This is a genomic window from Arthrobacter sp. THG-b23 (assembly GCF_059091265.1).
Genome location: NZ_JBNHGM010000012.1, coordinates 52,111 through 74,214, shown reverse-complemented (window position 1 = coordinate 74,214; position 22,104 = coordinate 52,111). Strand labels below are relative to the sequence as shown.

The following is a 22,104-nucleotide window of genomic DNA, read 5'->3' as shown; positions in this document are numbered from 1 at the left end:
GCGGACCGCCGGCTGCCGGCGGCGGTTTCGGCAAGGGCGGCCGCGGACGCGGCGGCACCCAGGGTGCCTTCGGCAAGGGAGGCGCCGGCCGCGGCAAGCAGCGCAAGTCCAAGCGCGCCAAGCGCCAGGAACTGGAGCAGATGAGCGCACCGTCGCTGGGCGGTGTCTCGGTACCCCGCGGCGACGGCAGCACCGTTGTCCGGCTGCGCCGCGGCTCCTCCATCACCGACTTCGCCGACAAGATCGAGGCGAACCCGGCCGCGCTGGTGACCGTGCTGTTCCACCTCGGTGAGATGGCCACCGCCACGCAGTCGCTGGACGAAGACACCTTCGAGCTGCTGGGCGTCGAACTGGGCTACAAGATCCAGGTTGTCTCCCCCGAGGACGAAGAGCGCGAACTGCTCGACTCGTTCGACATCGACCTTGACGCAGAACTCGAGGCCGAGGGCGAAGACGACCTGGAGCGGCGCCCGGCCGTCGTGACGGTCATGGGCCACGTGGACCACGGTAAGACCCGCCTGCTGGATGCCATCCGCAACACCCGCGTGGGCGAAGGCGAACACGGCGGCATCACCCAGCACATCGGCGCCTACCAGATCGACTTCCAGCACGATGACCGGGACCGGAAGATCACCTTCATCGACACCCCGGGCCACGAGGCGTTCACCGCCATGCGTGCCCGTGGCGCGAAGGTCACCGACATCGCCATCCTGGTGGTGGCCGCGGACGACGGCGTCATGCCGCAGACCGTGGAAGCCCTGAACCACGCGCAGGCGGCCGGTGTGCCCATCGTCGTCGCCGTGAACAAGATCGACAAGGAAGGCGCCAACCCGGAGAAGATCCGCGGCCAGCTGACCGAGTACGGCCTGGTTCCGGAGGAATACGGCGGCGACACCATGTTCGTGGACGTATCGGCACGTGAGGGCCTGCACATCGAGGATCTCCTCTCGGCCGTGCTGCTGACGGCTGACGCCGCGCTGGACCTGCGGGCCAATCCGAACAAGGACGCCCGCGGCATTGCGATCGAGGCAAACCTGGACAAGGGCCGCGGCGCCGTGGCGACCGTACTGGTCCAGTCCGGAACGCTGCGGGTGGGCGACGCCATCGTCACCGGCAGCGCCCACGGCCGCGTGCGTGCCATGTTCGATGAGGACGGCGCATCCGTCACCGAGGCCGAACCGTCGCGTCCGGTCCAGGTGCTGGGTCTGTCCACCGTCCCGCGTGCCGGCGACACCTTCCTGGTGACCGACGACGAGCGAACCGCCCGCCAGATCGCCGAGAAGCGCGAAGCCGCGGACCGCAACGCAGCGCTGGCCAAGCGCCGCAAGCGCATCAGCCTCGAGGACTTCGACAAGGCCGTGGCCGAGGGCAAGGTCGACACCCTCAACCTCATCCTCAAGGGCGACGTGTCCGGTGCCGTGGAGGCGCTGGAAGACTCGCTGCTCAAGATCGATGTGGGCGAGGATGTCCAGCTGCGCGTTATCCACCGCGGTGTCGGTGCCATCACGCAGAACGACGTGAACCTGGCCACCGTGGACAACGCCATCATCATCGGCTTCAACGTGAAGCCGGCCGAGCGGGTGGCCGAACTGGCCGACCGCGAGGGCGTGGACATGCGCTTCTACTCGGTCATCTACGCGGCGATCGATGACATCGAGCTCGCGCTGAAGGGCATGCTGAAGCCGGAGTACGAAGAGGCACAGCTGGGCACCGCCGAAATCCGCGAGATCTTCCGTTCGTCCAAGTTCGGAAATATCGCCGGCTCCATCGTCCGCTCGGGCACGATCCGCCGCAATACCAAGGCACGTGTCACCCGCGACGGCAAGGTCATCGGCGAGAACCTCACCGTTGACTCGCTCAAGCGGTTCAAGGACGACGCGACCGAGGTCCGCGAAGGATTCGAATGTGGTATCGGACTTGGGTCGTTCAACGACCTCAAGGAAGGCGACATCATCGAGACCTTCGAAATGCGCGAAAAGCCGCGCGTCTAGCAGCCGGCTTGCAGCGGGCGTCCGGTGGCATCGCCGCCGGGCGCCCGCTGTTCCGCCATCAACACGAGAATTGAGGAGGGGTCATGGCAGACCCAGCACGCGCCGCCAAGATGGCCGACCGGATCAAAGTTGTGGTGGCCCAGGCGCTCGAGCGCCGGGTCAAGGATCCCCGCTTGGGATTCGTGACCATCACCGACGCCCGGGTGACCAACGACCTGCAGCACGCCACCGTCTATTACACGGTGTTCGGCGACGCCGAAGAGCAGGACGGCACGCGCAAGGCACTCGAGTCCGCCAAGGGCGTCCTGCGGGCAGAAGTGGGTCGGAACATCACCGCCCGGCTTACGCCCACGCTGGAATTCGTTCCGGATGAGATTCCGGTGAACGCCAGCCACCTGGAGGAGCTCTTGCGGGCCGCGAAGGCCAAGGACGCCGAGGTGGCAGCTTTGGCCGAAGGCGCCGCCTTCGCCGGGGAAGAGGATCCGTACCGCAAGCCCGAAGACGAGGACGAGGACGAATCCGGCCGCGGAGCACGTCCGGAATAACGGCTGGCGCGCGGCGTAACGACCGCTGCACGGCTCGACGACCGCTGCACCAAATGGTGGGCCACCTGCTGTGCGCAGGCGGCCCACCGTTTTCTTTGCGCCGGCAGTCAGGGATCAGTGCAGGTGGATCTTGATGACCTTGCCGGCGGGCGGTGTCTTCCCGGTGAAGTCAGGCAGGGCATTCGTCGTCGCGTAGAGCCGGTCGCCGCGGATCTCCAGCGCACCCGGGGCAGTGGTCTCAAAGAACGTTTCCACCTCGTGTTGGCCCCTCTTCAGCACGGAGATCTCGTTGCCGAACATCTCGGCAATGTAGACGTCGCCGCGTGAGCTGACAGCCAGGTTGGTGGCGCCGGACAGGCCATCGGCCAGCTGCACGACCTTCCCGGTGTGGGCATGGACCTTGTAGACGCGCCCGAGCGCGCCGATGCTCCCGTCTTCGGGCCCGCCCGGCAGTGAGGTGACGTACAGCCAGCCGTGCCGGCCAAACTCCACATCCGTGGGCACCGGCTCCAGATAGTACTTCTGGCCGACCACGCAGTCCGGCAGGCCCATGCCCGCCGCCAGCTCAGCGGTCACCCGGAAGGAAACCGGAGGCAGCACCGCGACAGTGCTGACCCACTTGCTGTGCTTGTCGACCTTCAGGATGGCGTTGCCGCCGGCGTCGGCGACGTAGATGCTGTGCCTGTTGGCGGCCGTGGCATAGGCGTTGGAGTCAACGTTGCCCTTGTACTTGGCCGGGATCCCCTCCGGAATCTTGTCCAGGCACTGCTGGTCCTCCACATGGCGGAAGCCGTAGGTGACGCGGCCGTCCGGGTTGCGCTTCGCCTCATAGGCTGCCACGTCAGCGATCTTCTTCGGCGTGGCCTTGTGGTCATGCCGGTCCAAGGACTGGATCCACTGCACGTTCGGCAGGCCGTCCATGCCGCCGGCACCGGTGCCTTCGGAGAAGTAGACCGTGTGCTTGTAGAGGGAGACGGCTGCGACCTGGGGGCCGCCTGAGCTGTACAAGACTTCGGGATCGTCATGGCGCGGGATCCTGTTCAGGATGCCGGCGAAGTTCTGTGTCACAAACAGGCCGTGCCGGCCGGCGGCAAGACTCAGCGGCGATTGCAGCCCCTCGGCAAGCACGGTCGCCGACGGAGCCTCCGGGCTCTCCCGGTGGGCCGATGCCGGTGCCAGGCCAGTGCCGAACGCAAGGCCGAGCGCCAGGGGAAGGGCGAGATACAGCGGTGGTTTTTTCACGATTGAGCTCCTGAAGAGAGCCGCAGGGCACCCCGGATGACCTGCAGGTCGATGGGGTGACCGAAGGAACAAGGGCTAGTGATGCCGAATAGGCGACTGTGCCGGTGGCCTGCTGAAATCCCTCGTAAGGCCGCATCGACGGCACGCGATTAGCTCAAAATATTGCAGCCCGCGGAGGCTGTCAACGATGCACGCTTTAAGCCCCGACCGGCCGCGCACCGGGACGCCATATACTGAAAGGCGTGACTTCTGGCCTGCTCCGTTCCGGATTGATACTCGTCGACAAGCCGCAGGGGTGGACCAGCCACGACGTCGTCGGCCGCATGCGCCGCCTGGCCGGAACGCGGAAGGTCGGCCATGCCGGCACCCTGGATCCCATGGCCACGGGCGTGCTGGTGGTCGGCGTCAACAAAGCCACCCGGCTGCTGACCTACATCGTCGGCGCCTCCAAGACATACGACGCGACCATCCGGCTGGGCCAGTCGACGGTGACCGACGACGCCGAGGGCGACGTCACCGGGGAAACCATCGCCGCGGCCGTGACGGAACAGCAGATCAGGGACGGGATCGCCGGGCTGACCGGGGACATCCTGCAGGTGCCGAGCAGCGTCTCCGCCATCAAGGTCAACGGGCAGCGCTCCTATGCGCGCGTACGCTCCGGACAGGACGTCGTGTTGGCGGCCCGCCCGGTGACGGTCCACAGGTTCGAGGTCCATGGCATACGGCGCGGCCGGGGCGGCAAAGTGCAGGACGTGGACGTCACCGTCGAATGCTCGTCGGGAACCTACATCCGGGCCCTGGCCCGCGATCTCGGCCAGCGGCTGGGCGTCGGCGGACATCTGACGGCCCTGCGCCGCACCCGGGTAGGTCCATTCCGGATCGAGGACGCCGCCACGCTGGATCAACTGGCCGAAGACCTGAAGATGACGGCCCTGGACGAGGCCGCCAGGGTGCTGTTTCCGGTCCGGGAACTCAGCGCCACGGAAGCCGACGACGTCTCGCATGGCCGACGCATTTCCGCCGGGGGAGAGCCTGGCGCGACGGCGGCGTTCGCGCCGGGCGGTTCGCTGGTAGCGCTGCTGGAAGACAACGGTTCGCAAGCCAAACCCCTGCTGGTGTTCGCACCGGGAAACGAGGCAGAAGCAAAGTGATCATTGACGGTTTTTTCATTGCCGGCGCGGTGGTCACCCTGCTTGCTGCGGTCGTCTGCGTGGTGGCCGCCATCCTGAAGTACGGGCCCAACGACGTCACGATTCTCTCGGTCGCCGCTGTGGAGTTGTTTCTGCTGGTCTACGGGGTGGCCGGTATCATCAGACAGGCTTCCGGTGAGGCTGTCACCGGGGAAACCTGGGAATTTTGGGGCTACCTGATCACCGCACTGCTGGTTCCGGTAGCGGCCTTCTGGTGGTCCATCATGGACCGCAGCCGGTGGAGCAACCTGGTGCTGGGGGCCGCAGGAATCACGGTATTCGTCATGCTGGTGAGAATGGAACAAATTTGGGACGGAGCAATCGCCGTATGAAATCCGGCCAGGAACAACAACGGGCCAGGCAAACCCGGGACGTGAACGCCGCCGCCGGCCGCGCCACCGGTCCCGGGCGGCTCCTGGTAGCGGCCTACGGGGTCTTCGCGCTCTCCGCCAGCGCCCGCGCGGGCTACCAGATAGCAACCAAGTTCGCAGAAGCGCCGGTGGCGTACCTGCTCTCCGCCTTCGCCGCCGTCGTGTATATCCTGGCGACCGTCACGCTGGCCAAGTCCGGCACCCGTTCCTACTGGCTGTCCGTGGCGGCCGTGAGCATCGAACTGGTGGGTGTCCTGGCCGTCGGGCTGCTGAGCGTGCTGGATCCCCAGTTGCTTCCGCAGGACACGGTGTGGTCAGGCTTCGGCAAGGGGTACGGATACATTCCCCTGCTGCTGCCGATCATCGGCCTGTGGTGGCTCTGGCGGCACCGGCCGTCGGCGGGCCTGAAGCCCTCCGAAGATCGTCCATAATGGAAGGGGTCCCGACCACGGGGGCCGCACCCGCTGAAGGCCCGATCGACGAGGAGTTTACTGTGCACTACTGGAAAGACCTGGCCGACGTACCCCGCGGCTATGGTCCGTCAGTGGTGACACTGGGAAACTTCGACGGCGTCCACCGCGGACACCAGCAGGTGCTGCGCCGCCTGGTGGAGACCGCGTCCGCCCGGGGGAGGAGGGCGGTGGCGATTTCTTTCGACCCGCATCCTTCCCAGGTCCATCGACCGGACGCCGCCCCGCAGCTGATCATGGGACTTCAGGACCGGGTCGAGGCGTTGGAGGCCAGCGGCCTGGACGGGCTGCTGATGATGACCTACACGCTGGAACTGGCCGGGGAAACGCCGGAGGAGTTTGTCCGCAAGGTCTTCGTGGAGGCCCTCGGGGCCACCGCCGTGGTGATCGGCCACGACACCCGGTTCGGGAAGAACAACGCCGGCGACCTGAACACCATGCAGGAACTGGGGCGCCAGTTCGGCTTCACCGTCGAGGTCGTCGACGAATATGAAACGGATGCGGAGCACGATGGCGCCGGCAGCGGCCGGCGTTACTCGTCGTCCTGGGTCCGCGAAGCCCTCGCCGCCGGGGATGTCGCCACCGCGGCGGAGGTGCTCGGGCGCACCCACCGGATGCGCGGCGAAGTGGTGCACGGCGACGCCCGCGGCCGCGAACTGGGGTTTCCCACCGCGAACCTGTCCAAGCATGCAACGGGCATGATTCCCGGCGACGGCGTTTACGCCGGCTGGCTGGTGGACCAGCACGGGACCAGGTGGCCGGCCGCGATCTCGGTGGGTTCGAATCCGACGTTCGAGGGGGCCAGCCGCCGGGTCGAGGCGCACGTCATCGACCGGCCGCAGGAGGAGACGGACGACTTCGATCTCTACGGCCAGCAGGTGGTGGTCGAGTTCGTGGAACGCTTGCGCGGCATGGTGGCCTACACCGGCCGCGAGGCGCTGATCGCCCAAATGCGCGACGACGTTGTGCGTACCCGAAGCCTGCTTTCGACAGACTGAGCCCGCAACAGGTAAACTTGCCGGTGGATTCGGCTGCGGTCCGTGGCGGCTGTATCCCTCCGTGCTCTGCCGCCGGCAAGCCTCTGGCGGCCGGCGCAAAATACGGAGCCCCCGGCAGCGAAGTGCTGACTCGGGCCTCACGGCACAACTTCTAGGAGTTACTGTGGCATTGGACGCCGCGCTCAAGCAGGAAATCATCAAGGAATACGCCACGCACGAGGGCGACACGGGTTCTCCCGAGGTACAGATCGCTGTTCTGTCCCGTCGCATCTCCGACCTGACGGAACACCTGAAGATGCACAAGCACGACCACCACACCCGCCGCGGCCTCATGGCCCTGGTCGGCCGTCGTCGTCGCATGCTCACCTACCTGCGTGACACCGACATCACGCGCTACCGGTCGCTCATCGAGCGCCTCGGCCTGCGCCGCTAGCACGTGAACGAGGCGGCTCTTTTCGTCCACTGCGACTAGGGGACAGGAGAGCCGCCTTTTTCCTACCACGCCGGTTTCCGGTGCGGCAGGACCACGGCCGGCGGGAGACCGGCGGCCGATAATTACATCAACTGGAGACTTTCGGTATCGCGGCATTCGCGGTCCTCGGTAGTGGCTTCCGGGACGCCCCTAGGGCAGCCCGTAGGTCTCGATCGAAGACCGGGTGGCGTACAGGCAGGCTGGCCGTGAAGCGGCCTCGCAGGTTTGGGCAGATACCGGCAGCCTCCGCACTCGAAGAAACGGAGGTGGCTCTCTTGGAGGGTCCCGAAATTCAGTACTCAGAAGCCGTCATTGACAACGGCCGGTTCGGCCAGCGCGTAGTCCGGTTCGAAACCGGCCGCGTGGCCCAGCAGGCGGCCGGCTCGGCGATGGTCTACATCGACGAAGACACCGCACTGCTCTCCGCCACCACGGCGGGCAAGTCCCCGCGTGAGGGCTTCGACTTCTTCCCGCTGACCGTCGACGTGGAAGAGCGGATGTACGCAGCCGGCCGCATCCCGGGCTCGTTCTTCCGCCGCGAAGGCCGCCCGTCCACCGAAGCGATCCTGGCCTGCCGCCTGATGGACCGCCCGCTGCGCCCCGCCTTCGTCAAGGGGCTGCGCAACGAGGTCCAGGTAGTGGTGACCGTGTTGGCGATCAATCCGGACGTCATGTACGACGTCGTAGCGATTAACGCCTCTTCCATGTCCACCCAGCTGAGCGGCCTGCCGTTCTCCGGCCCGATCGGCGGCGTCCGCGTGGCACTGGTGGACGGCCAGTGGGTGGCCTTCCCCAAGCACTCCGAACTGGAGCGCGCCGTGTTCAGCATGGTGGTGGCCGGCCGCATCGCCGCCGGCGACGACATTGCCATCATGATGGTCGAGGCCGAGGCGACCGACAACGCCTGGAACCTGATCAAGGAAGAGGGCGCCACCGCCCCCACCGAAGAGGTCGTGGCCGAGGGCCTCGAGGCCGCCAAGCCGTTCATCCGGGCGCTGTGCGAGGCCCAGTCCGATCTGGCTGCGCGCGCCGCCAAGCCGACCGTCGAGTTCCCGATCTTCAAGGACTACGAGGACGATGCCTTAGCCGCCGTGGAGTCCGCCGCAGCCGCCAAGCTGACGGAGATCTTCTCGATCGGCGACAAGCAGCAGCGCAACGAGGCCGCAGACGCCTTCAAGGCCGAGGTCCTGGCGCAGCTGGCCGGCACCGAGACGGCGGAATTCGCCGGCCGCGAGAAGGAAATCTCCGCAGCCTTCAACGCCGTGACCAAGAAGGTTGTCCGCCAGCGCATCCTCACAGAGCAGGTGCGCATCGACGGCCGCGGGCTGAGCGACATCCGCAAGCTGACCGCCGAGGTCGAGGTCCTGCCCCGCGTCCACGGCTCCGCCATCTTCGAGCGCGGCGAAACCCAGATCCTGGGCGTCACCACGCTGAACATGCTGAAGATGGAGCAGCAGATCGATTCGCTGTCGCCGGTAACGCGCAAGCGCTACATGCACAACTACAACTTCCCGCCTTACTCCACCGGTGAGACCGGCCGCGTGGGCTCGCCCAAGCGCCGTGAAATCGGCCACGGCGCGCTGGCCGAGCGCGCCCTGGTGCCGGTGCTGCCGTCGCGTGAAGAGTTCCCGTACGCCATCCGCCAGGTCTCCGAGGCGCTGAGCTCCAACGGCTCCACCTCCATGGGCTCGGTCTGCGCCTCCACGCTGTCCCTGCTCAACGCCGGCGTGCCGCTGAAGGCTCCGGTGGCAGGCATCGCCATGGGCCTCGTCTCCGACCAGGTTGACGGCGAAACCCGCTACGCGGCGCTCACCGACATCCTGGGCGCCGAGGACGCCATGGGCGACATGGACTTCAAGGTCGCCGGTACCTCCGAGTTCGTCACCGCCATCCAGCTCGACACCAAGCTCGACGGCATCCCGGCGTCCGTGCTGGCCGCCGCACTGAAGCAGGCCCGTGAGGCACGGCTGCACATCCTCGGCGTGATTAATGCCGCGATCGACCAGCCGGACGAGATGAGCGAGTTCGCCCCGCGGATCATCTCCGTGAAGATCCCGGTGGACAAGATCGGCGAGGTCATCGGCCCCAAGGGCAAGATGATCAACCAGATCCAGGAAGACACCGGCGCGGACATCTCCATCGAGGACGACGGCACCGTGCTGATCGGCGCGACCGACGGTGCCGCCGCCGAAGCCGCCCGCGCGGCCGTCAACGCGATCGCCAACCCGCAGATCCCCGAGGTGGGCGAGCGCTACCTGGGCACGGTCGTGAAGACCACCACCTTCGGTGCCTTCGTGTCGCTGACCCCGGGCAAGGACGGCCTGCTGCACATCTCCGAGCTGCGCAAGCTGGCCGGCGGCAAGCGCGTGGACAACGTCGACGACGTCGTCTCGGTGGGCCAGAAGGTCCAGGTCGAGATCACCAAGATCGACGACCGCGGCAAGCTGTCACTCGCACCGGTCGTGGCCGAGGAGGCCGCAGCCGACGAGGCGTCGGCCGAAGAGGCCGTGGCCGAGTAAGTATGACCGTCGTCGCCCTGCCGCTGGTCGGCAGCATGCAGCATGCCGACGCCACCGAGCTCGGCGGGTCGGACCCCACGCTGGTCCACGGCGAACCGGGCGGCGCCATCGTGCGCCGCTCGGTGCTGCCCGGGGGAGTGCGGGTGCTGACCGAAGCAATGCCGGGCCAGCGGTCGGCGACGATCGGATTCTGGGTTGGTGTTGGCTCGCGGGATGAAGCCGCGGGCCAACACGGCTCGACCCACTTTTTGGAGCACCTGCTCTTCAAAGGCACCAGGCGTCGGACGGCGCTGGACATCGCCTCCGCCTTCGACGAGGTCGGCGGTGAATCCAATGCGGCCACCGCCAAGGAAAGCACGTGCTACTACGCCCGCGTCCTGGATTCGGACCTGCCGATGGCCATCGACGTGATCGCGGACATGATCACCTCCGCGGTCCTCGACCCGCAGGAGCTTGAACAGGAACGCGGGGTCATCCTCGAAGAGATCGCCATGGACAATGACGATCCCGCCGACGTGTGCCATGAAAAGTTCGTCGAGGCGGTGCTCGGCGGACACCCCCTGGGCAGGCCGATCGGTGGGACCCCGGAGGCGATCAAAGCGGTCGCCCGCGACTCCGTCTGGGCCCACTACCGGCGCTACTACCGGCCGGACGAGCTGGTGGTCACCGCCGCCGGTGGCCTGGACCACGACGCCGTGTGCGCCCAGGTGCTCGCCGCCCTGGAGTCGGCCGGCTGGCACCTCGAGGCCGGCGCGGTTCCGGTGCCCCGGCGGGAGACAGCGGCTGCGGCCATCGCCCCCGTCGCCGGCACCTACGTGCACCGCCGTCCGGTCGAGCAGGCGAACATCGTCATGGGCTGCCCGTCGATCAACGCCACCGACGAGCGCCGCTTTGTCATGAGCGTGCTCAACGCCGTGCTGGGCGGCGGCATGTCCTCCCGGCTCTTCCAGGAAATCCGGGAGAAACGGGGCCTGGCCTACGCCACCTATTCGTTCTCCGGCGCCTACGCCGATGCGGGCTACTTCGGCATGTATGCCGGTTGTTCGCCGGCCAAAACCGGACAGGTCATCGACCTGCTCGGTGCCGAACTCGACCGGCTGGCGGCCGACGGCATCTCCGCCGACGAGCTGCGCCGGGCCGTCGGCCAGCTTTCGGGCGGCATCGTGATGGCGCTGGAAGACAGCGGTTCGCGGATGTCGCGGTTGGGCCGCGCCGAACTGGTGTCCGGAGAGTTTTTGGACATCGATGAGTCGCTCGCCCGGATCGAGGCCGTCACCGCCGGGCAGGTCCGGGAGCTCGCCGGCGAACTGGCCGCGGCGCCGCGCGTTGTTACCGTCGTCGGACCCTTCGACTCTGCGGCGGACTTCGGCCGGTAAGCGGCCCCGCCGGCCCCGCGGATAGCCGGGCCCCGGAAATAAGGGAGGCGGCGGTCAGCCCCCGGCAAACGGGGGCAGGATGTCAATCACGTCGTCTGCCGCCAGCGGTGCCTGCCGGTCCTTCCATGCCACTTCGTTGCGCAGGAAACTGCTCCGGGCGAGGACCGACTCCATCGACGGAGCGGACGATCTGCCCGGTGCCGCAGCCGTCGGAAGCGCACCGCCGGCCGCCGGGCCGGCCCCGGCACCGGCCGGCACCGGTGCCTTCGACGCCGCCGGGCTGTGGCGGGCAAGGACTCCGCGCAGCACCGTGTCCAGCGTGCTGCCATCGGGCAGCTGCAGGAATTCCTCTTCGACCCCGGCGGCGGCCTGCGCCGCACCGAAATACCGGATGATCATCTATCCGCCTATCGCACTCATGGTCCGGTCCGGCTGGACGAAGTCCGTGCCGCCCAGACCCGCATGATCCATACCGTGGGCTTTGGGCTTGGCCCACATCGCGTTCCGCCACCGCTCCGCCACCGCGTCGTCGTCCGCACCGGAGCGCAGGAGGGCCAGCAGGTCCGTTTCCTCGTGCGAGAACAGGCAGGAGCGTACCTTGCCCTCGGCGGTGACCCGGGTGCGGCGGCAATCGGCACAGAACGGTTCCGTCACGGAGGCGATGATCCCCACGGTGCCGGCGACGACGCCGGGGCGGTTCCGCCGTCGCACTTCCCACCGTTCCGCCGGGGCGCCGTCGCGTTCGCGCGGATCCGGGGAGAGCAGGAAGTCAGGCTCCAGCAGGGCACGGATCTCGGCGGCCGACAGCATGTTCTGCCGGGTCCAGCCGTGGTCGGCGTCCAGCGGCATCTGCTCGATGAACCTCAGCTCGTAGCCCCGTTCCACCGCCCAGTCCAGCAGCGCGGGGGCCTCGGCGTCGTTGATGCCGCGCATCAGCACCGCGTTGATCTTCAGCAGACCCAGGCCGGCCGCGTCGGCGGCTTCGATGCCGGCGAGCACGCGGTCCAAAAACGGGCGGCGGGTCAGCTGCGCGAACGTCTCCGGATGCAGCGAGTCCAGCGAGACGTTGATCCGCGTCAGGCCGGCCGCCTTCAGGGCGGCGGCCTTCTTCTCCAGCCCGAGGGCGTTGGTGGTCAGCGACACCGGCAGGTCGGGGTGGTTGTTCCGGATTGCAGCGATGATGTCCACCAGTCCCGCACGGACCAGGGGTTCGCCGCCGGTCAGGCGCAGCTCGCGCACCCCCAGCTGCCCGACGGCGATCCGGACCAGCCGGACCACCTCGTCGTCGCTGAGGACCTGTTCCTTGGCCAGCCAGTCCAGGCCTTCGGCCGGCATGCAATAGGTGCAGCGGAGATTGCACTTGTCAGTCAGCGAGATCCGCAGGTCGGTGGCCACCCGGCCAAAGCGGTCCACCAGCGCCGGGCCGGTCCCTGCAGGGCGCGCCGGAGCCGCGGTGGACGCGGCCCCGCCCGGAACCTGCGGCATTCCCAGATCAACGCTCATACCTCGAGGGTACCCGGCGGAGGCCGGCCGTTGCGGGATGGCCCCGGCGGGTGCGAAACCGGGCGCAACCGAACTGTGTCGGAATCCGCATTTGCGGAACTATACTGCTTCACATGACGCAGATACGCATCTCGGATGCGGCGCGCTTCCTGGGGGTCAGCGACGACACCCTCCGCCGCTGGATCGACGCCGGGGTCCTGGCCAAGCACCGGGACGCCTCCGGCCGGGCGACGGTGGACGGCGCGGAGCTGGCCGCCCTGGCCCGGGAGCAGTCGGCCCTGCCGCAGGACCCCACGGGAATCGGCAGCTCGGCCCGCAACCGCTTCGTGGGGATCGTGACGGATGTCCGGCGGGACGCGGTGATGGCCCAGGTGGAGCTGCAGTGCGGTCCGCACCGGGTGGTGTCTTTGATGAGCGCCGAAGCCGTCCATGACCTCGGCATCGAACCGGGCTCGGTGGCGGTGGCTTCGGTCAAGGCGACCATGGTCGTCGTCGAGACCCCGTCGGGGACGAGCTGAGGTGCGCCACTGGCAGCGCCTGGCCGGCCCGGCGGCGGCCGCCGCCTGCGTCCTCGCCGGCAGCGCGTGCGCGGCGCCGGCGCCGCCAGGACCGGGGGCGGCCGGCGGTTCCGGGCTGGACGGCACGGTCACCGTTTTCGCGGCGGCGTCGTTGCACTCCGTCTTTTCCGGCCTGGCCAACGAGTTCGAGGCCGACCACCCCGGGGTGCACGTGCGCCTGAACAGCGGCGGTTCTTCCGACCTTGCCACCCAGATCCTGGCGGGGGCCCCGGCGGATATCTTCGCGTCGGCCGACCAGGCAACCATGGACCTGGTTGCCGGGCAGGGGTTGAACGACGGCCCGCCGGAGGCCTTCGCCACCAACGTCCTGCAGATCGCGGTGCCGGCCCGGAACCCTGCCGGTGTCGCTTCGCTGGACGACCTGGCCGATCCCGGGGTGAAAACCGTCCTGTGCGCACCCCGGGTTCCCTGCGGCGCCGCGGCCGCCACCGTCCAGCGCGCCGCCGGCGTGGATATTCCGGCGGTCAGCGAAGAGCAGTCGGTCACCGACGTCCTGGGCAAGGTGCTCTCCGGCCAGGCCGATGCCGGCCTGGTGTATGCGACGGACGTGCAGGGCGCCGGCGGCAAGGTCCGCGGCATTCCCGTCCCGGAAGCAGGGCAGGCGGTCAACGCCTACCCGATCGTCAGCCTGAAGGGGGCGGACAACCCTGCGGCAGCCGAAGCCTTCATGGATTTCGTCACCGGGAGCACCGGCCAACGGGCCCTGGCCGCCGCCGGATTCGGCCCGCCGTAGCCGCTGCCCCGCACCCGCGCATGACGAGGGTGCCGGCCGGGATTGCGGACAACCTTTGGGACGAACGGGAGACTATGAATACGACGACGGCGGTGCGCGCCCCGGTGCCTTATTGGGTGTATCCGCTGGCTGCAGCCGGCGCTGTCTTCGTCCTGCTGCCGCTGGCCGGGATGGCAGCGCGGGTGAACTGGCTGGAGTTTCCCCGGCTCGTCACCTCCGAGTCGTCGCTGGCCGCGCTGGGCCTGAGCCTGCGGACTGCGGCCGCCAGCACGGCCTTATGCATCGTGCTGGGCGTCCCGATGGCGCTGGTGTTGGCGCGCAGCAGGTTCCCGGGCCAGCAGGTGGTCCGGTCACTCGTGCTGTTGCCCCTGGTGCTGCCGCCCGTCGTCGGCGGTCTCGCCCTGCTGTATACGTTCGGGCGCCGCGGGCTGCTCGGCGGCACCTTCGAAGTGATCGGCGTCGACATCGCCTTCTCCACCACCGCCGTGGTGCTCGCCCAGTCATTCGTGGCGCTGCCGTTCCTGGTGCTGAGCCTCGAAGGTGCGCTGCGCACGGCGGGCACCAGGTATGAAGCGGTCGCGGCCACGTTGGGCGCCCGACCGTCCCGGGTCCTGCGCACGGTGACCCTGCCGCTGGTGCTGCCGGGGCTGCTCTCCGGGTCGGTGCTGTCCTTTGCCCGGTGCCTGGGCGAGTTCGGAGCCACCCTGACTTTTGCCGGAAGCCTGGAGGGAGTCACGCGCACGCTGCCGCTGGAAATCTACCTGCAGCGGGAAACCGATGCCGATGCCGCGGTGGCGCTGTCGCTCGTGCTGGTGGTGGTCGCCGTCGCCGTGGTGGTGCTGGTCCACCGCAGGACCGGCCCGGCCTGGGCGGCGGGTGTCCGGTGAGCCTGGAACTGACCGCGCGGCTGCCGTCCCGGGGCTTCGAGGCGGACTTCGGCGTTGCCGACTCAGAAACCGTCGCCGTGCTCGGCCCCAACGGCGCCGGAAAGTCCACCCTGCTGGGTGTGGTGTCCGGGCTGCTGCGTCCCGCCTGGGGCCGGGCGGAACTGGACGGCAAGGTGCTGTTCAGCGCCGGGCAGCCGCAGCCGGACCGCTGGGTGCCTGCCCATGCCCGCGGCGTCGGCCTGCTGGCGCAGGAACCGCTGTTGTTTCCGCACCTGGGCGTCGAGGCCAACGTCGCCTACGGGCTGCGCAGCCGGGGAGCCTCCCGGGCCGAAGCCCGCAAGGCCGCCCGGCATTGGCTGGCGGAACTGGACGCCTCCGGGCTGGCCGACCGCCGGCCGGCCGAGCTCTCCGGGGGCCAGGCGCAGCGCGTCGCCGTGGCCCGTGCGCTGGCGGCCGACCCCTCGCTGCTGCTGTTTGACGAGCCGATGTCCGCCCTCGATATCACGGCGGCGCCGGCCCTGCGCAGGCTGCTCCGCAGGGTCCTGGCAGGGCGCAGCGCCGTCATCGTCACCCATGATGCGCTGGATGCCCTGCTGCTGGCCGACCGGGTGGTGGTCATGGACGGCGGGCGGATCGTCGAGCAGGGGCCGGTGCGCGAGGTGTTTGCCCGGCCGCGCAGCGCCTTCGCCGCCGGCATGACGGGGCTGAATTTCGTCACCGGCACCGCCACGGAGACCGGGCTGGTCGGCGCCGACGGGACGCACTGGAGCGGCGAGGCCGAAGCCGGGCTGCATCCCGGCGATCCGGCTGCTGCGGTATTCCGCCCTGCCGCAGTGGCGCTGTTCCCGGACCTGCCGGCCGGCAGCCCGCGCAACGCCGTGGCGGCCACCGTGACCGAACTGGTGCCGCATGGCGGCCTGGTCACGGTCAGGGCCGGCTGGCTGGCCGCAGAGGTCACGCCCGCCGCGGTGTCCGACCTGTCGCTGGCTCCGGGGGAACGCGTGCACTTTGTGGTCAAGGCGGCCGAGGTGGCGATCTACCGGCGCTGACCGTCCCGTCCGGGTAAGGGGCGGGGCCGTCCGCGGTCGTCCCCTAGGATGGCACCAGAACATGTACCAGCGGCGGCACAAACCTCCGGCACTACCGGCCGCCGGTTCCGCCTGCGACAAGGAGGGCCAGTGGCACAGAGCGTTGCCGGGCATTGCGCCGACGTCGAGGAACTGCTCCGTCACGCGGCACGGGGCTGCCTCGCCGGGAGCGAGACGGTGGACCTGGCGTCGGCCCTCGGGCGGGTGCTGGCCGTTGATGTCGCGGCGCCGATGAGCCTGCCGCCCTTCGCGAACTCGCAGATGGACGGCTACGCAGTCCGCAGCGCGGAGACCGCCGGCGGCGCCGAGCTCGCCGTGGCCGCGGCAATTCCCGCCGGACATGCCGCCCCGGCGCTGCCGCCGCACGCGGCCGCACCGATCATGACGGGGGCCATGCTGCCCGAGGGGGCCAACGCCGTCGTGCCGATCGAGGAAGCCGTGCCGGACGCCTTCCCGGCCGCGGGCGAGGGACACACGGTCACCCTGCCGGACACCCCGGCCGGCCGGTTTGTCCGCGCGGCCGGCAGCGATATCGCCGCCGGCGACGTCGCGCTGGCGGCCGGAACGGTGCTGAAGGCGCCGCAGCTGGGCCTGCTCGCCGCGCTCGGCCTGGCCTCCGCCGAGGTGCGGCCGCGGCTGCGGGTGCTGCTGCTGAGCACGGGCGACGAGGTGGTGGCCGCCGGCGCACCGTTGGGGGCCGGGCAGATCTACGATGCCAACAACGCCATGCTGGCGGCATCGCTGCGGGAGGCCGGCTGCGAGGTGGTGTTGAGCCGGATCCTGGCCGACTCGGCGCCGGAGTTCCGCCGCCGGCTCGACGACGACCTGCGCCGCCACGGCGCCGACCTGGTGCTGACCTCCGGCGGAATCTCCAAGGGCGCCTTCGAAGTGGTCCGGCAGGCGCTCGAGCCCGAAGGGGTGGCTTTCGGCTCTGTGGCGATGCAGCCGGGCGGGCCGCAGGGCGCCGGCCGGATCGGCGAGGCGGTCTTCCTGGCTTTCCCGGGCAACCCGGTCAGTTGCCTGGTCTCGTTCGAGATGTTCCTGCGTCCCGCGCTGACGGCCGTGCTGGGAGCCCCGGCGCCTCGGACGGTGCTGCGCGCCCCGCTGGCGGAAGCCGCGGAGTCGCCCGCGGCCAAACACCAGGTGCGGCGCGGCCGTTACGACGGCGCACGGGTGCAGATGGTGGGCGGGGCAGGGTCCCATTTGGTGCACGCGCTGGCGCAGTCCAATGCGCTGGTCCACCTGCCTGTGGGGATGGAGCGCGCCGAAGCCGGCCAAGACGTGGAAATATGGCTGCTATGAGCGAAGCAGAACGCCTGACCCACGTCCGCGAGGACGGCACGGCGCACATGGTCGATGTCAGCGGCAAGGACGAAACCACCCGGGAGGCGACCGCGCAGGCGGTGCTCACCACCCGCCCCGACGTGGTCGAACTCCTGGCCGCCGGATCGCTGCCCAAGGGCGACGCGTTGGCCGTCAGCCGCGTGGCCGGGATCATGGCGGCGAAGCAGACGCCGCAGCTGATCCCGCTGTGCCATCCGCTGCCGATCAGCAAGGTCACCGTTGACTTTTTCCCGGCCGCGCAGTCCGTGCGGATCGAGGCGACGGTGAAGACGCGATCGGTCACCGGCGTGGAAATGGAGGCACTGACCTCCGCCTCGGTGGCGGCGCTGAGCCTGTACGACATGGTCAAGGCCGTGGACAAGCACGCGGTCATCTCCGACATCAAGGTGCTGGCCAAATCCGGGGGCAAGAGCGGGGACTGGGCGCTGTGAGCGCCAGGACCGCCGGCATCATCGTTGCCTCCACCCGCGCCGCGGCCGGCGCCTACGAGGACGAATGCGCGCCGTTGATTTCCGAGTGGCTGGCCGGACACGGCCTGGCCGCCGGCGTCCCGCAGATCGTCGCCGACGGCGAACCCGTCCGCCAAGCGCTGCGGAAGATGCTGGCTGCCGGGCCCCGGGTCATCGTCACCAGCGGAGGCACCGGACTGGCCGCCGACGACCGCACCCCGGAAATCACCGCCGTCGCGCTGGAACGGGAACTGCCGGGCGTGATGGAAGCCATCCGCGGTTACGGGCGGACCAAGACCCCGCTGGCTGCGCTGAGCAGGGGCGTGGCCGGAACCGCCGGGTCCACCTTCGTGGTCAACCTGCCCGGATCTCCCGGGGGAGTGCGCGACGGGCTGGCCGCCCTGGATCCGCTGATCGGCCACATCTGCGCGCAGCTGGAAGGCGATACCGACGCCGGCCACTCCGGCTAGGCGCCGCCCCCTGCCGGTCAGGGGATACTGGAACCATGCAGCTGATGAGAGGACAACGATGACCAGCACGGTGCTGTATGCCGCGGTGACCGGGGAAGCAATCGACGTGGGGGAGGCGGCCGCCGCGGTTGATTCAGCCGAATGCGGTGCCGTGGTCAGCTTCAGCGGCGTGGTCCGCAACCACGACGGCGGCCAGGCCGTGGCCGCACTGTCCTACTCCGCCCACCCCAGCGCCCAGCGCGTGATCGCCGAGGTCGCCGGGCAGATCGCCGCAGAGCACGACGGCGTGCGGATCTGGGTCGCGCACCGCACCGGGCCATTGGCGATCGGGGATCCGGCCTTGGTCGCCGCCGTCGCGTCCGCGCACCGCGCCGAAGCCTTTGCCGCCTGTTCCGAGCTGGTGGACAGGATTAAGGAAGAGGTCCCGGTCTGGAAGGAACAGCACTTCGCGGACGGCAGCACCGAATGGGTGGGCATCGGCCAGTAGCGATACGCTGGACGGCATGACTGAGCAACTTGCGGTGGCCGTGCTGGGCGCCGGCGGACGGATGGGCAGCGAGGCCGTCAGGGCCATCCAGGCCGCCCCCGACCTGGACCTGGTGGCCGCGCTGAAGCGTGGCGACGCGCTGGAAGAACTGGTGGCCGCGGGGACGCAGGTCGTGGTGGACCTGACCACGCCGGACAACACCGAGGCCAACGTCCGCTTCGCCGTCGAGCACGGCATGCACGCGGTGGTCGGCACCACCGGCTGGGACCAGGCCAAGCGGGAGTCGCTGGCGGAGCTGCTGGAACAGCACCCCGGAACGGGCGTGCTGATTGCCCCCAACTTCGCGCTCGGTTCCGTGCTGGCATCAGCCTTCGCGGCCACCGCAGCCAAGTACTTCGAATCGGTGGAGATCATCGAGCTGCACCACCCGGACAAGGTGGATGCGCCCTCCGGCACCGCCGTCCGGACGGCGCAACTGGTGGCTGCCGCCCGCCAGGACGCAGGAGTCCCCGCCGGCCCCGACGCCACCACCAAGGCGCTCGACGGGGCCCGCGGCGCCGACGTTGACGGCGTGCGCGTGCACAGCGTGAGGCTGCGCGGCCTGGTGGCGCACCAGGAAGTGCTGCTCGGCGGGCCGGGCGAACAACTGACCATCCGGCACGATTCGTTCGACCGCGCCTCCTTCATGCCCGGCGTCCTGCTGGGCGTGCGGACCGTTACGGGGCGGCCCGGACTGACCTACGGACTAGACGGGTACCTGGAACTTTCATGACCAACGCCGAACACACGGGCCCCGCAGCGGACGGCGGCAACGGCCGCATCGGCTGGTATGCCCGGCACGGAGCCAAGATCTGGGTCGGTGTGATCATCGTCCTGCTGGTGGGCTACCTGGGAGCCACGCTGCAGCGGGCCTGGCTGATGCTCACCGAACCCGACCCCGTGGCCAAGGGCCTGGGTGTCGCGCTGGTGGTCCTGCCGATCATCGGGGCCTGGGCGCTGAGCCGGGAACTGCTGTTCGGCTCGCGGATGTCCAAGCTGGCCCGGACCCTGGAAGCCGAAGGAGGCTTGCCGGTGGACGACCTGCCGCGCACGCCGGGCGGGCGCATCGTGCGGGAGGCGGCCGACCGGGAGTTCCTGGTGTACAAGGCCGAGGCCGAGGCCGCGCCGGACGACTGGCGCAGCTGGTTCCGCCTCTCGTGCGCCTACGACGCCGCAGGGGACCGCAAGCGCGCCCGCGAGTCCATGCGCCACGCCATCACCCTCAGCCGCTCCTAAACCGTTCAGCGGCCCCGGCTGCCGGCCGGCCGGAGCGCCTCGCGGGTCAGCCGCGCCGCGGTGGAGGTCACCAGCTCGAACGGTCCGCGCCACCCCAAGGCCAGGAAAGCCATGCCCACCGCCACCGCTGCCAACACCTGCCACAGGTACGTCGGAAGTTCCGGAGCGGCCGGCGGCAACGCGCTGACGACCCAGACGTGGGCGGAGTAGAGCGTCAGCGTCATGGCGCCGGCGCCCGCGAGCGGCAGCAGCAGCCACGGCAGCCGGGACGTCAGCAGCAGGCACACCGCGAGGACCGCGGCGGAGGTGCCCACCGTGTGCAGCAGGTCAAAGGTCGTTCCGGAATGCGGCGACGCGCCGCCCAGCCACCACCACGAGCCGCGTTGCTCGATCCAGCTCATGTTCACCTGGTACACCAGATCGAAGTCCGGCCGCCGTGCCGCTTCGGTCGCCGCTACCTCCGCATAACCGCCGAGCCGTTCCATCAGGAACCAGGAACCGGCCTTGGCGGCCACGGCCAGCACCGTGCCCACCGCCAGCAGCCCGAATTGCACGCCCGTGCGCTGCAGTTCCATGCGCCCGATCAGCAGGCCGGCCAGCAAATACCCGAGCCACTGCACCACCGGATAGTAGCCGGTGAGGAAAATGTCGCTGAGCAGCGTAGCCGGCGTCAGCAGGTCGTAGACCATGGGGTTGTGGCCCAGCTCGGCCGGATGCACGGCCGCCTCGGCCCAGGGCCGCAGCAGGTGGGACAGCACCGGCGAGAAGACGATCCAGCCGGCCGCCCACAGCGCCAGCACCCCGCGGCGCAGCTGAAGGAACGGCAGCGCACACAGGAACAGGACGCCGTAGTGGACCAGGATCACCGCGACGTTTACTTCCAGCGCGCCCAGCATCATGCCGACCGTGGCAATGAGCAGCGCACGCACGGCGATACTCCCGCGGTCCGCGGTCAGGCTCCCGCCCCGGTGGCCGCGCCTGCCGCCGGTGAGCAGCGCCAGCCCGACCCCGGCCAGGACCGCGAACAGCGCCGACGAGCGCCCGGAGAGCACCAGGCCCACGAAGTTCGGCTGCGGATCCGTGCCGGCGGTCCACGGCGAAAAGATGTGGGTCGCCATCATGCCCAGCAAGGCGATGCCACGGGCCGCATCAATCCCGGCGATCCGCGGGCGGGTGGAACCTGGGCGCATGCACCGATAATCTCACAGCCGGCGGGGAGGCGGCTGTGAAACCAGCGGCCGGTGCACGATACCGTGAGGGAATGAACAGGTTCCAGAACCCGGCTGCCGCGCTCACGGAGCGGCCATGATGGGATTCGCGGTCAACGGGGACGACGGCGTGCGGCTGGCTTTCGAGGACACCGGCACCGGGGAGCCGCTGCTGCTGGTCCATGGGACAGCCCTGTCCAAGGCCACCTGGCGGGGGCTGGGCTACCAGCGTGCCCTCAAACCGCGGCACCGGGTGATCTCCCTGGACATGCGCGGGCACGGCCGCAGCGACAAGCCGCACGATGAGGGCTCCTACACGATGGAGCGTTTCATGGGCGACGTCGAAGCGGTGCTGGACGCCTGCGGGCTGGAAAGCGCGGACTACTTCGGGTATTCCTTCGGCGCACGGGTCGGACTCGCGATGGCCGTCTACCGGCGGGAGCGCCTGCGTTCACTCACGATGCTTGGCGGAACCCACCGGAGCATGGCCGGCCAGGTCGGCAAGCTCTTCTTTCCCGACTATCTGGACGCGCTGGAGGCGGGCGGGATGGAAGAGTTCCTCCGCCGCTGGAACGAGCGCCGGGCCGTGCCTGTTGATGCGGCTACCCGGCAGGCCTTCCTGGCCAACGACCCGGCGGCGCTTGCCGCCTACTTCCGCGCGGGCGAAGAGCTGCCCGGCCTCGACCCCCGCCAAGTCCAGCGGATCCGGCTACCCGTCCTGCTGATTGCCGGCAGCGAGGACCACCCCCGCGCCGCGGAATCGCGCCAGGCCGCAGCCCTGCTGCCCGACGGACACTTTGCCGAGCTCCCGGGCGTGGACCACGCCGGGTGCCTCTCCGCCCGGGACGACGTGACCGCCCTGCTGACCGATTTCCTGGGACGCGTCCACACGCCCGGCTGAGAAACCC

24 protein-coding genes are annotated in these 22,104 nt (G+C 69.4%); 20 read left to right on the top strand and 4 right to left on the bottom strand.

All coding sequences use genetic code 11. The features are described 5' to 3' along the window. On the top strand, positions 1–1,991 hold a 1,991-nt coding region (gene infB, locus AC5RVD_RS16510; RefSeq protein ID WP_494127517.1), incomplete at its 5' end, for a translation initiation factor IF-2. 83 nt (positions 1,992–2,074) lie between these two features. After that, on the top strand, positions 2,075–2,536 hold the full coding sequence (gene rbfA / locus AC5RVD_RS16505; protein WP_493988161.1) for a 30S ribosome-binding factor RbfA: 462 nt from the start codon (positions 2,075–2,077) through the stop codon (positions 2,534–2,536). A gap of 114 nt (positions 2,537–2,650) precedes the next feature. Here rbfA and AC5RVD_RS16500 read toward each other — a convergent pair whose 3' ends face one another. Next, positions 2,651–3,778, bottom strand: coding sequence for a ScyD/ScyE family protein (locus tag AC5RVD_RS16500; protein WP_494127516.1), 1,128 nt, complete (start codon positions 3,776–3,778; stop codon positions 2,651–2,653). Positions 3,779–4,020: 242 nt separating this feature from the next. Here AC5RVD_RS16500 and truB point away from each other — a divergent pair, with 242 nt between their 5' ends. From truB to AC5RVD_RS16465, 7 genes are all read left to right on the top strand, one after another. Continuing rightward, complete coding sequence (gene truB, locus AC5RVD_RS16495) at positions 4,021–4,929, top strand: tRNA pseudouridine(55) synthase TruB (RefSeq protein ID WP_494127515.1); 909 nt, start codon at positions 4,021–4,023, stop codon at positions 4,927–4,929. A gap of 2 nt (positions 4,930–4,931) precedes the next feature. After that, positions 4,932–5,300, top strand: a complete 369-nt coding sequence (locus AC5RVD_RS16490) for a hypothetical protein (protein ID WP_493988249.1) — start codon at positions 4,932–4,934, stop codon at positions 5,298–5,300. Continuing rightward, positions 5,297–5,770 carry a hypothetical protein gene (locus AC5RVD_RS16485; protein ID WP_494127514.1) on the top strand — a complete coding sequence of 158 codons (474 nt, stop codon included), beginning with the start codon at positions 5,297–5,299 and terminating at the stop codon, positions 5,768–5,770. Before AC5RVD_RS16490 ends, AC5RVD_RS16485 begins: the two co-directional genes overlap by 4 nt. A 62-nt stretch (positions 5,771–5,832) precedes the next feature. Then, positions 5,833–6,807 carry a bifunctional riboflavin kinase/FAD synthetase gene (locus AC5RVD_RS16480; RefSeq protein WP_494127513.1) on the top strand — a complete coding sequence of 325 codons (975 nt, stop codon included), beginning with the start codon at positions 5,833–5,835 and terminating at the stop codon, positions 6,805–6,807. A gap of 163 nt (positions 6,808–6,970) precedes the next feature. Next, positions 6,971–7,240, top strand: coding sequence for a 30S ribosomal protein S15 (gene rpsO / locus AC5RVD_RS16475; RefSeq protein WP_493968104.1), 270 nt, complete (start codon positions 6,971–6,973; stop codon positions 7,238–7,240). Positions 7,241–7,554: 314 nt separating this feature from the next. Next, complete coding sequence (locus tag AC5RVD_RS16470; RefSeq protein WP_494127519.1) at positions 7,555–9,798, top strand: polyribonucleotide nucleotidyltransferase; 2,244 nt, start codon at positions 7,555–7,557, stop codon at positions 9,796–9,798. Between the two features lie 2 nt (positions 9,799–9,800). Next, positions 9,801–11,174: a M16 family metallopeptidase gene (locus tag AC5RVD_RS16465; protein WP_494127512.1), complete on the top strand. Its 1,374-nt coding sequence runs from the start codon at positions 9,801–9,803 to the stop codon at positions 11,172–11,174. A 54-nt stretch (positions 11,175–11,228) separates the two neighbouring features. Here the strand turns inward: AC5RVD_RS16465 and AC5RVD_RS16460 are convergent, their stop codons facing one another. Both AC5RVD_RS16460 and moaA read right to left on the bottom strand, forming a co-directional pair. Beyond that, complete coding sequence (locus tag AC5RVD_RS16460) at positions 11,229–11,573, bottom strand: MoaD/ThiS family protein (protein ID WP_494127511.1); 345 nt, start codon at positions 11,571–11,573, stop codon at positions 11,229–11,231. Then, on the bottom strand, positions 11,574–12,677 hold the full coding sequence (gene moaA, locus AC5RVD_RS16455; protein ID WP_494113810.1) for a GTP 3',8-cyclase MoaA: 1,104 nt from the start codon (positions 12,675–12,677) through the stop codon (positions 11,574–11,576). Between the two features lie 113 nt (positions 12,678–12,790). Here moaA and AC5RVD_RS16450 point away from each other — a divergent pair, with 113 nt between their 5' ends. From AC5RVD_RS16450 to AC5RVD_RS16405, 10 genes are all read left to right on the top strand, one after another. Beyond that, positions 12,791–13,195 carry a TOBE domain-containing protein gene (locus AC5RVD_RS16450; protein ID WP_494113809.1) on the top strand — a complete coding sequence of 135 codons (405 nt, stop codon included), beginning with the start codon at positions 12,791–12,793 and terminating at the stop codon, positions 13,193–13,195. A 1-nt stretch (position 13,196) separates the two neighbouring features. Continuing rightward, entirely contained in the window at positions 13,197–13,988 is a 792-nt protein-coding gene (gene modA / locus AC5RVD_RS16445) for a molybdate ABC transporter substrate-binding protein (protein ID WP_494127510.1), read from the top strand. 74 nt (positions 13,989–14,062) lie between these two features. Further along, positions 14,063–14,875 carry an ABC transporter permease gene (locus tag AC5RVD_RS16440; protein WP_494113340.1) on the top strand — a complete coding sequence of 271 codons (813 nt, stop codon included), beginning with the start codon at positions 14,063–14,065 and terminating at the stop codon, positions 14,873–14,875. Continuing rightward, the gene (locus AC5RVD_RS16435; RefSeq protein WP_494113339.1) at positions 14,872–15,924 is read left to right on the top strand and encodes a sulfate/molybdate ABC transporter ATP-binding protein; all 1,053 of its coding nucleotides are present in this window, start codon (positions 14,872–14,874) and stop codon (positions 15,922–15,924) included. Before AC5RVD_RS16440 ends, AC5RVD_RS16435 begins: the two co-directional genes overlap by 4 nt. A 129-nt stretch (positions 15,925–16,053) precedes the next feature. Next, positions 16,054–17,265 carry a molybdopterin molybdotransferase MoeA gene (locus AC5RVD_RS16430; protein WP_494113338.1) on the top strand — a complete coding sequence of 404 codons (1,212 nt, stop codon included), beginning with the start codon at positions 16,054–16,056 and terminating at the stop codon, positions 17,263–17,265. After that, positions 17,262–17,738 carry a cyclic pyranopterin monophosphate synthase MoaC gene (gene moaC / locus AC5RVD_RS16425; RefSeq protein ID WP_494113337.1) on the top strand — a complete coding sequence of 159 codons (477 nt, stop codon included), beginning with the start codon at positions 17,262–17,264 and terminating at the stop codon, positions 17,736–17,738. Before AC5RVD_RS16430 ends, moaC begins: the two co-directional genes overlap by 4 nt. Beyond that, positions 17,735–18,226 carry a MogA/MoaB family molybdenum cofactor biosynthesis protein gene (locus tag AC5RVD_RS16420; RefSeq protein WP_493988175.1) on the top strand — a complete coding sequence of 164 codons (492 nt, stop codon included), beginning with the start codon at positions 17,735–17,737 and terminating at the stop codon, positions 18,224–18,226. Before moaC ends, AC5RVD_RS16420 begins: the two co-directional genes overlap by 4 nt. A gap of 58 nt (positions 18,227–18,284) precedes the next feature. Further along, a complete protein-coding gene (locus AC5RVD_RS16415) occupies positions 18,285–18,713 on the top strand; it encodes a molybdenum cofactor biosynthesis protein MoaE (RefSeq protein ID WP_494113336.1) in 429 nt (142 codons plus the stop codon). Positions 18,714–18,729: 16 nt separating this feature from the next. Then, positions 18,730–19,485, top strand: a complete 756-nt coding sequence (gene dapB / locus AC5RVD_RS16410; RefSeq protein WP_494113335.1) for a 4-hydroxy-tetrahydrodipicolinate reductase — start codon at positions 18,730–18,732, stop codon at positions 19,483–19,485. Beyond that, complete coding sequence (locus AC5RVD_RS16405; RefSeq protein WP_494113334.1) at positions 19,482–19,988, top strand: tetratricopeptide repeat protein; 507 nt, start codon at positions 19,482–19,484, stop codon at positions 19,986–19,988. Before dapB ends, AC5RVD_RS16405 begins: the two co-directional genes overlap by 4 nt. Positions 19,989–19,993: 5 nt before the next feature. On the opposite strand, the gene AC5RVD_RS16400 is transcribed toward AC5RVD_RS16405, so the two are convergent. Then, positions 19,994–21,178, bottom strand: a complete 1,185-nt coding sequence (locus AC5RVD_RS16400) for a heparan-alpha-glucosaminide N-acetyltransferase domain-containing protein (protein WP_494127509.1) — start codon at positions 21,176–21,178, stop codon at positions 19,994–19,996. 115 nt (positions 21,179–21,293) lie between these two features. On the opposite strand from AC5RVD_RS16400, the gene AC5RVD_RS16395 reads away from it, so the two are divergent. Continuing rightward, entirely contained in the window at positions 21,294–22,097 is an 804-nt protein-coding gene (locus AC5RVD_RS16395; RefSeq protein WP_494113332.1) for an alpha/beta fold hydrolase, read from the top strand. Positions 22,098–22,104 lie beyond the last annotated feature (7 nt).

Bases quoted from the DNA above. Each gene is read 5' to 3' on its own strand.
- rbfA (WP_493988161.1), top strand. From the start codon at position 2,075: ATGGCAGACCCAGCACGCGCCGCCAAGATGGCCGACCGGATCAAAGTT.
- AC5RVD_RS16485 (WP_494127514.1), top strand. From the start codon at position 5,297: ATGAAATCCGGCCAGGAACAACAACGGGCCAGGCAAACCCGGGACGTG.
- AC5RVD_RS16465 (WP_494127512.1), top strand. From the start codon at position 9,801: ATGACCGTCGTCGCCCTGCCGCTGGTCGGCAGCATGCAGCATGCCGAC.
- AC5RVD_RS16460 (WP_494127511.1), bottom strand. From the start codon at position 11,573: ATGATCATCCGGTATTTCGGTGCGGCGCAGGCCGCCGCCGGGGTCGAA.
- moaA (WP_494113810.1), bottom strand. From the start codon at position 12,677: ATGAGCGTTGATCTGGGAATGCCGCAGGTTCCGGGCGGGGCCGCGTCC.
- AC5RVD_RS16450 (WP_494113809.1), top strand. From the start codon at position 12,791: ATGACGCAGATACGCATCTCGGATGCGGCGCGCTTCCTGGGGGTCAGC.
- AC5RVD_RS16440 (WP_494113340.1), top strand. From the start codon at position 14,063: ATGAATACGACGACGGCGGTGCGCGCCCCGGTGCCTTATTGGGTGTAT.
- moaC (WP_494113337.1), top strand. From the start codon at position 17,262: ATGAGCGAAGCAGAACGCCTGACCCACGTCCGCGAGGACGGCACGGCG.
- AC5RVD_RS16415 (WP_494113336.1), top strand. From the start codon at position 18,285: ATGACCAGCACGGTGCTGTATGCCGCGGTGACCGGGGAAGCAATCGAC.
- dapB (WP_494113335.1), top strand. From the start codon at position 18,730: ATGACTGAGCAACTTGCGGTGGCCGTGCTGGGCGCCGGCGGACGGATG.
- AC5RVD_RS16405 (WP_494113334.1), top strand. From the start codon at position 19,482: ATGACCAACGCCGAACACACGGGCCCCGCAGCGGACGGCGGCAACGGC.
- AC5RVD_RS16400 (WP_494127509.1), bottom strand. From the start codon at position 21,178: ATGCGCCCAGGTTCCACCCGCCCGCGGATCGCCGGGATTGATGCGGCC.
- AC5RVD_RS16395 (WP_494113332.1), top strand. From the start codon at position 21,294: ATGATGGGATTCGCGGTCAACGGGGACGACGGCGTGCGGCTGGCTTTC.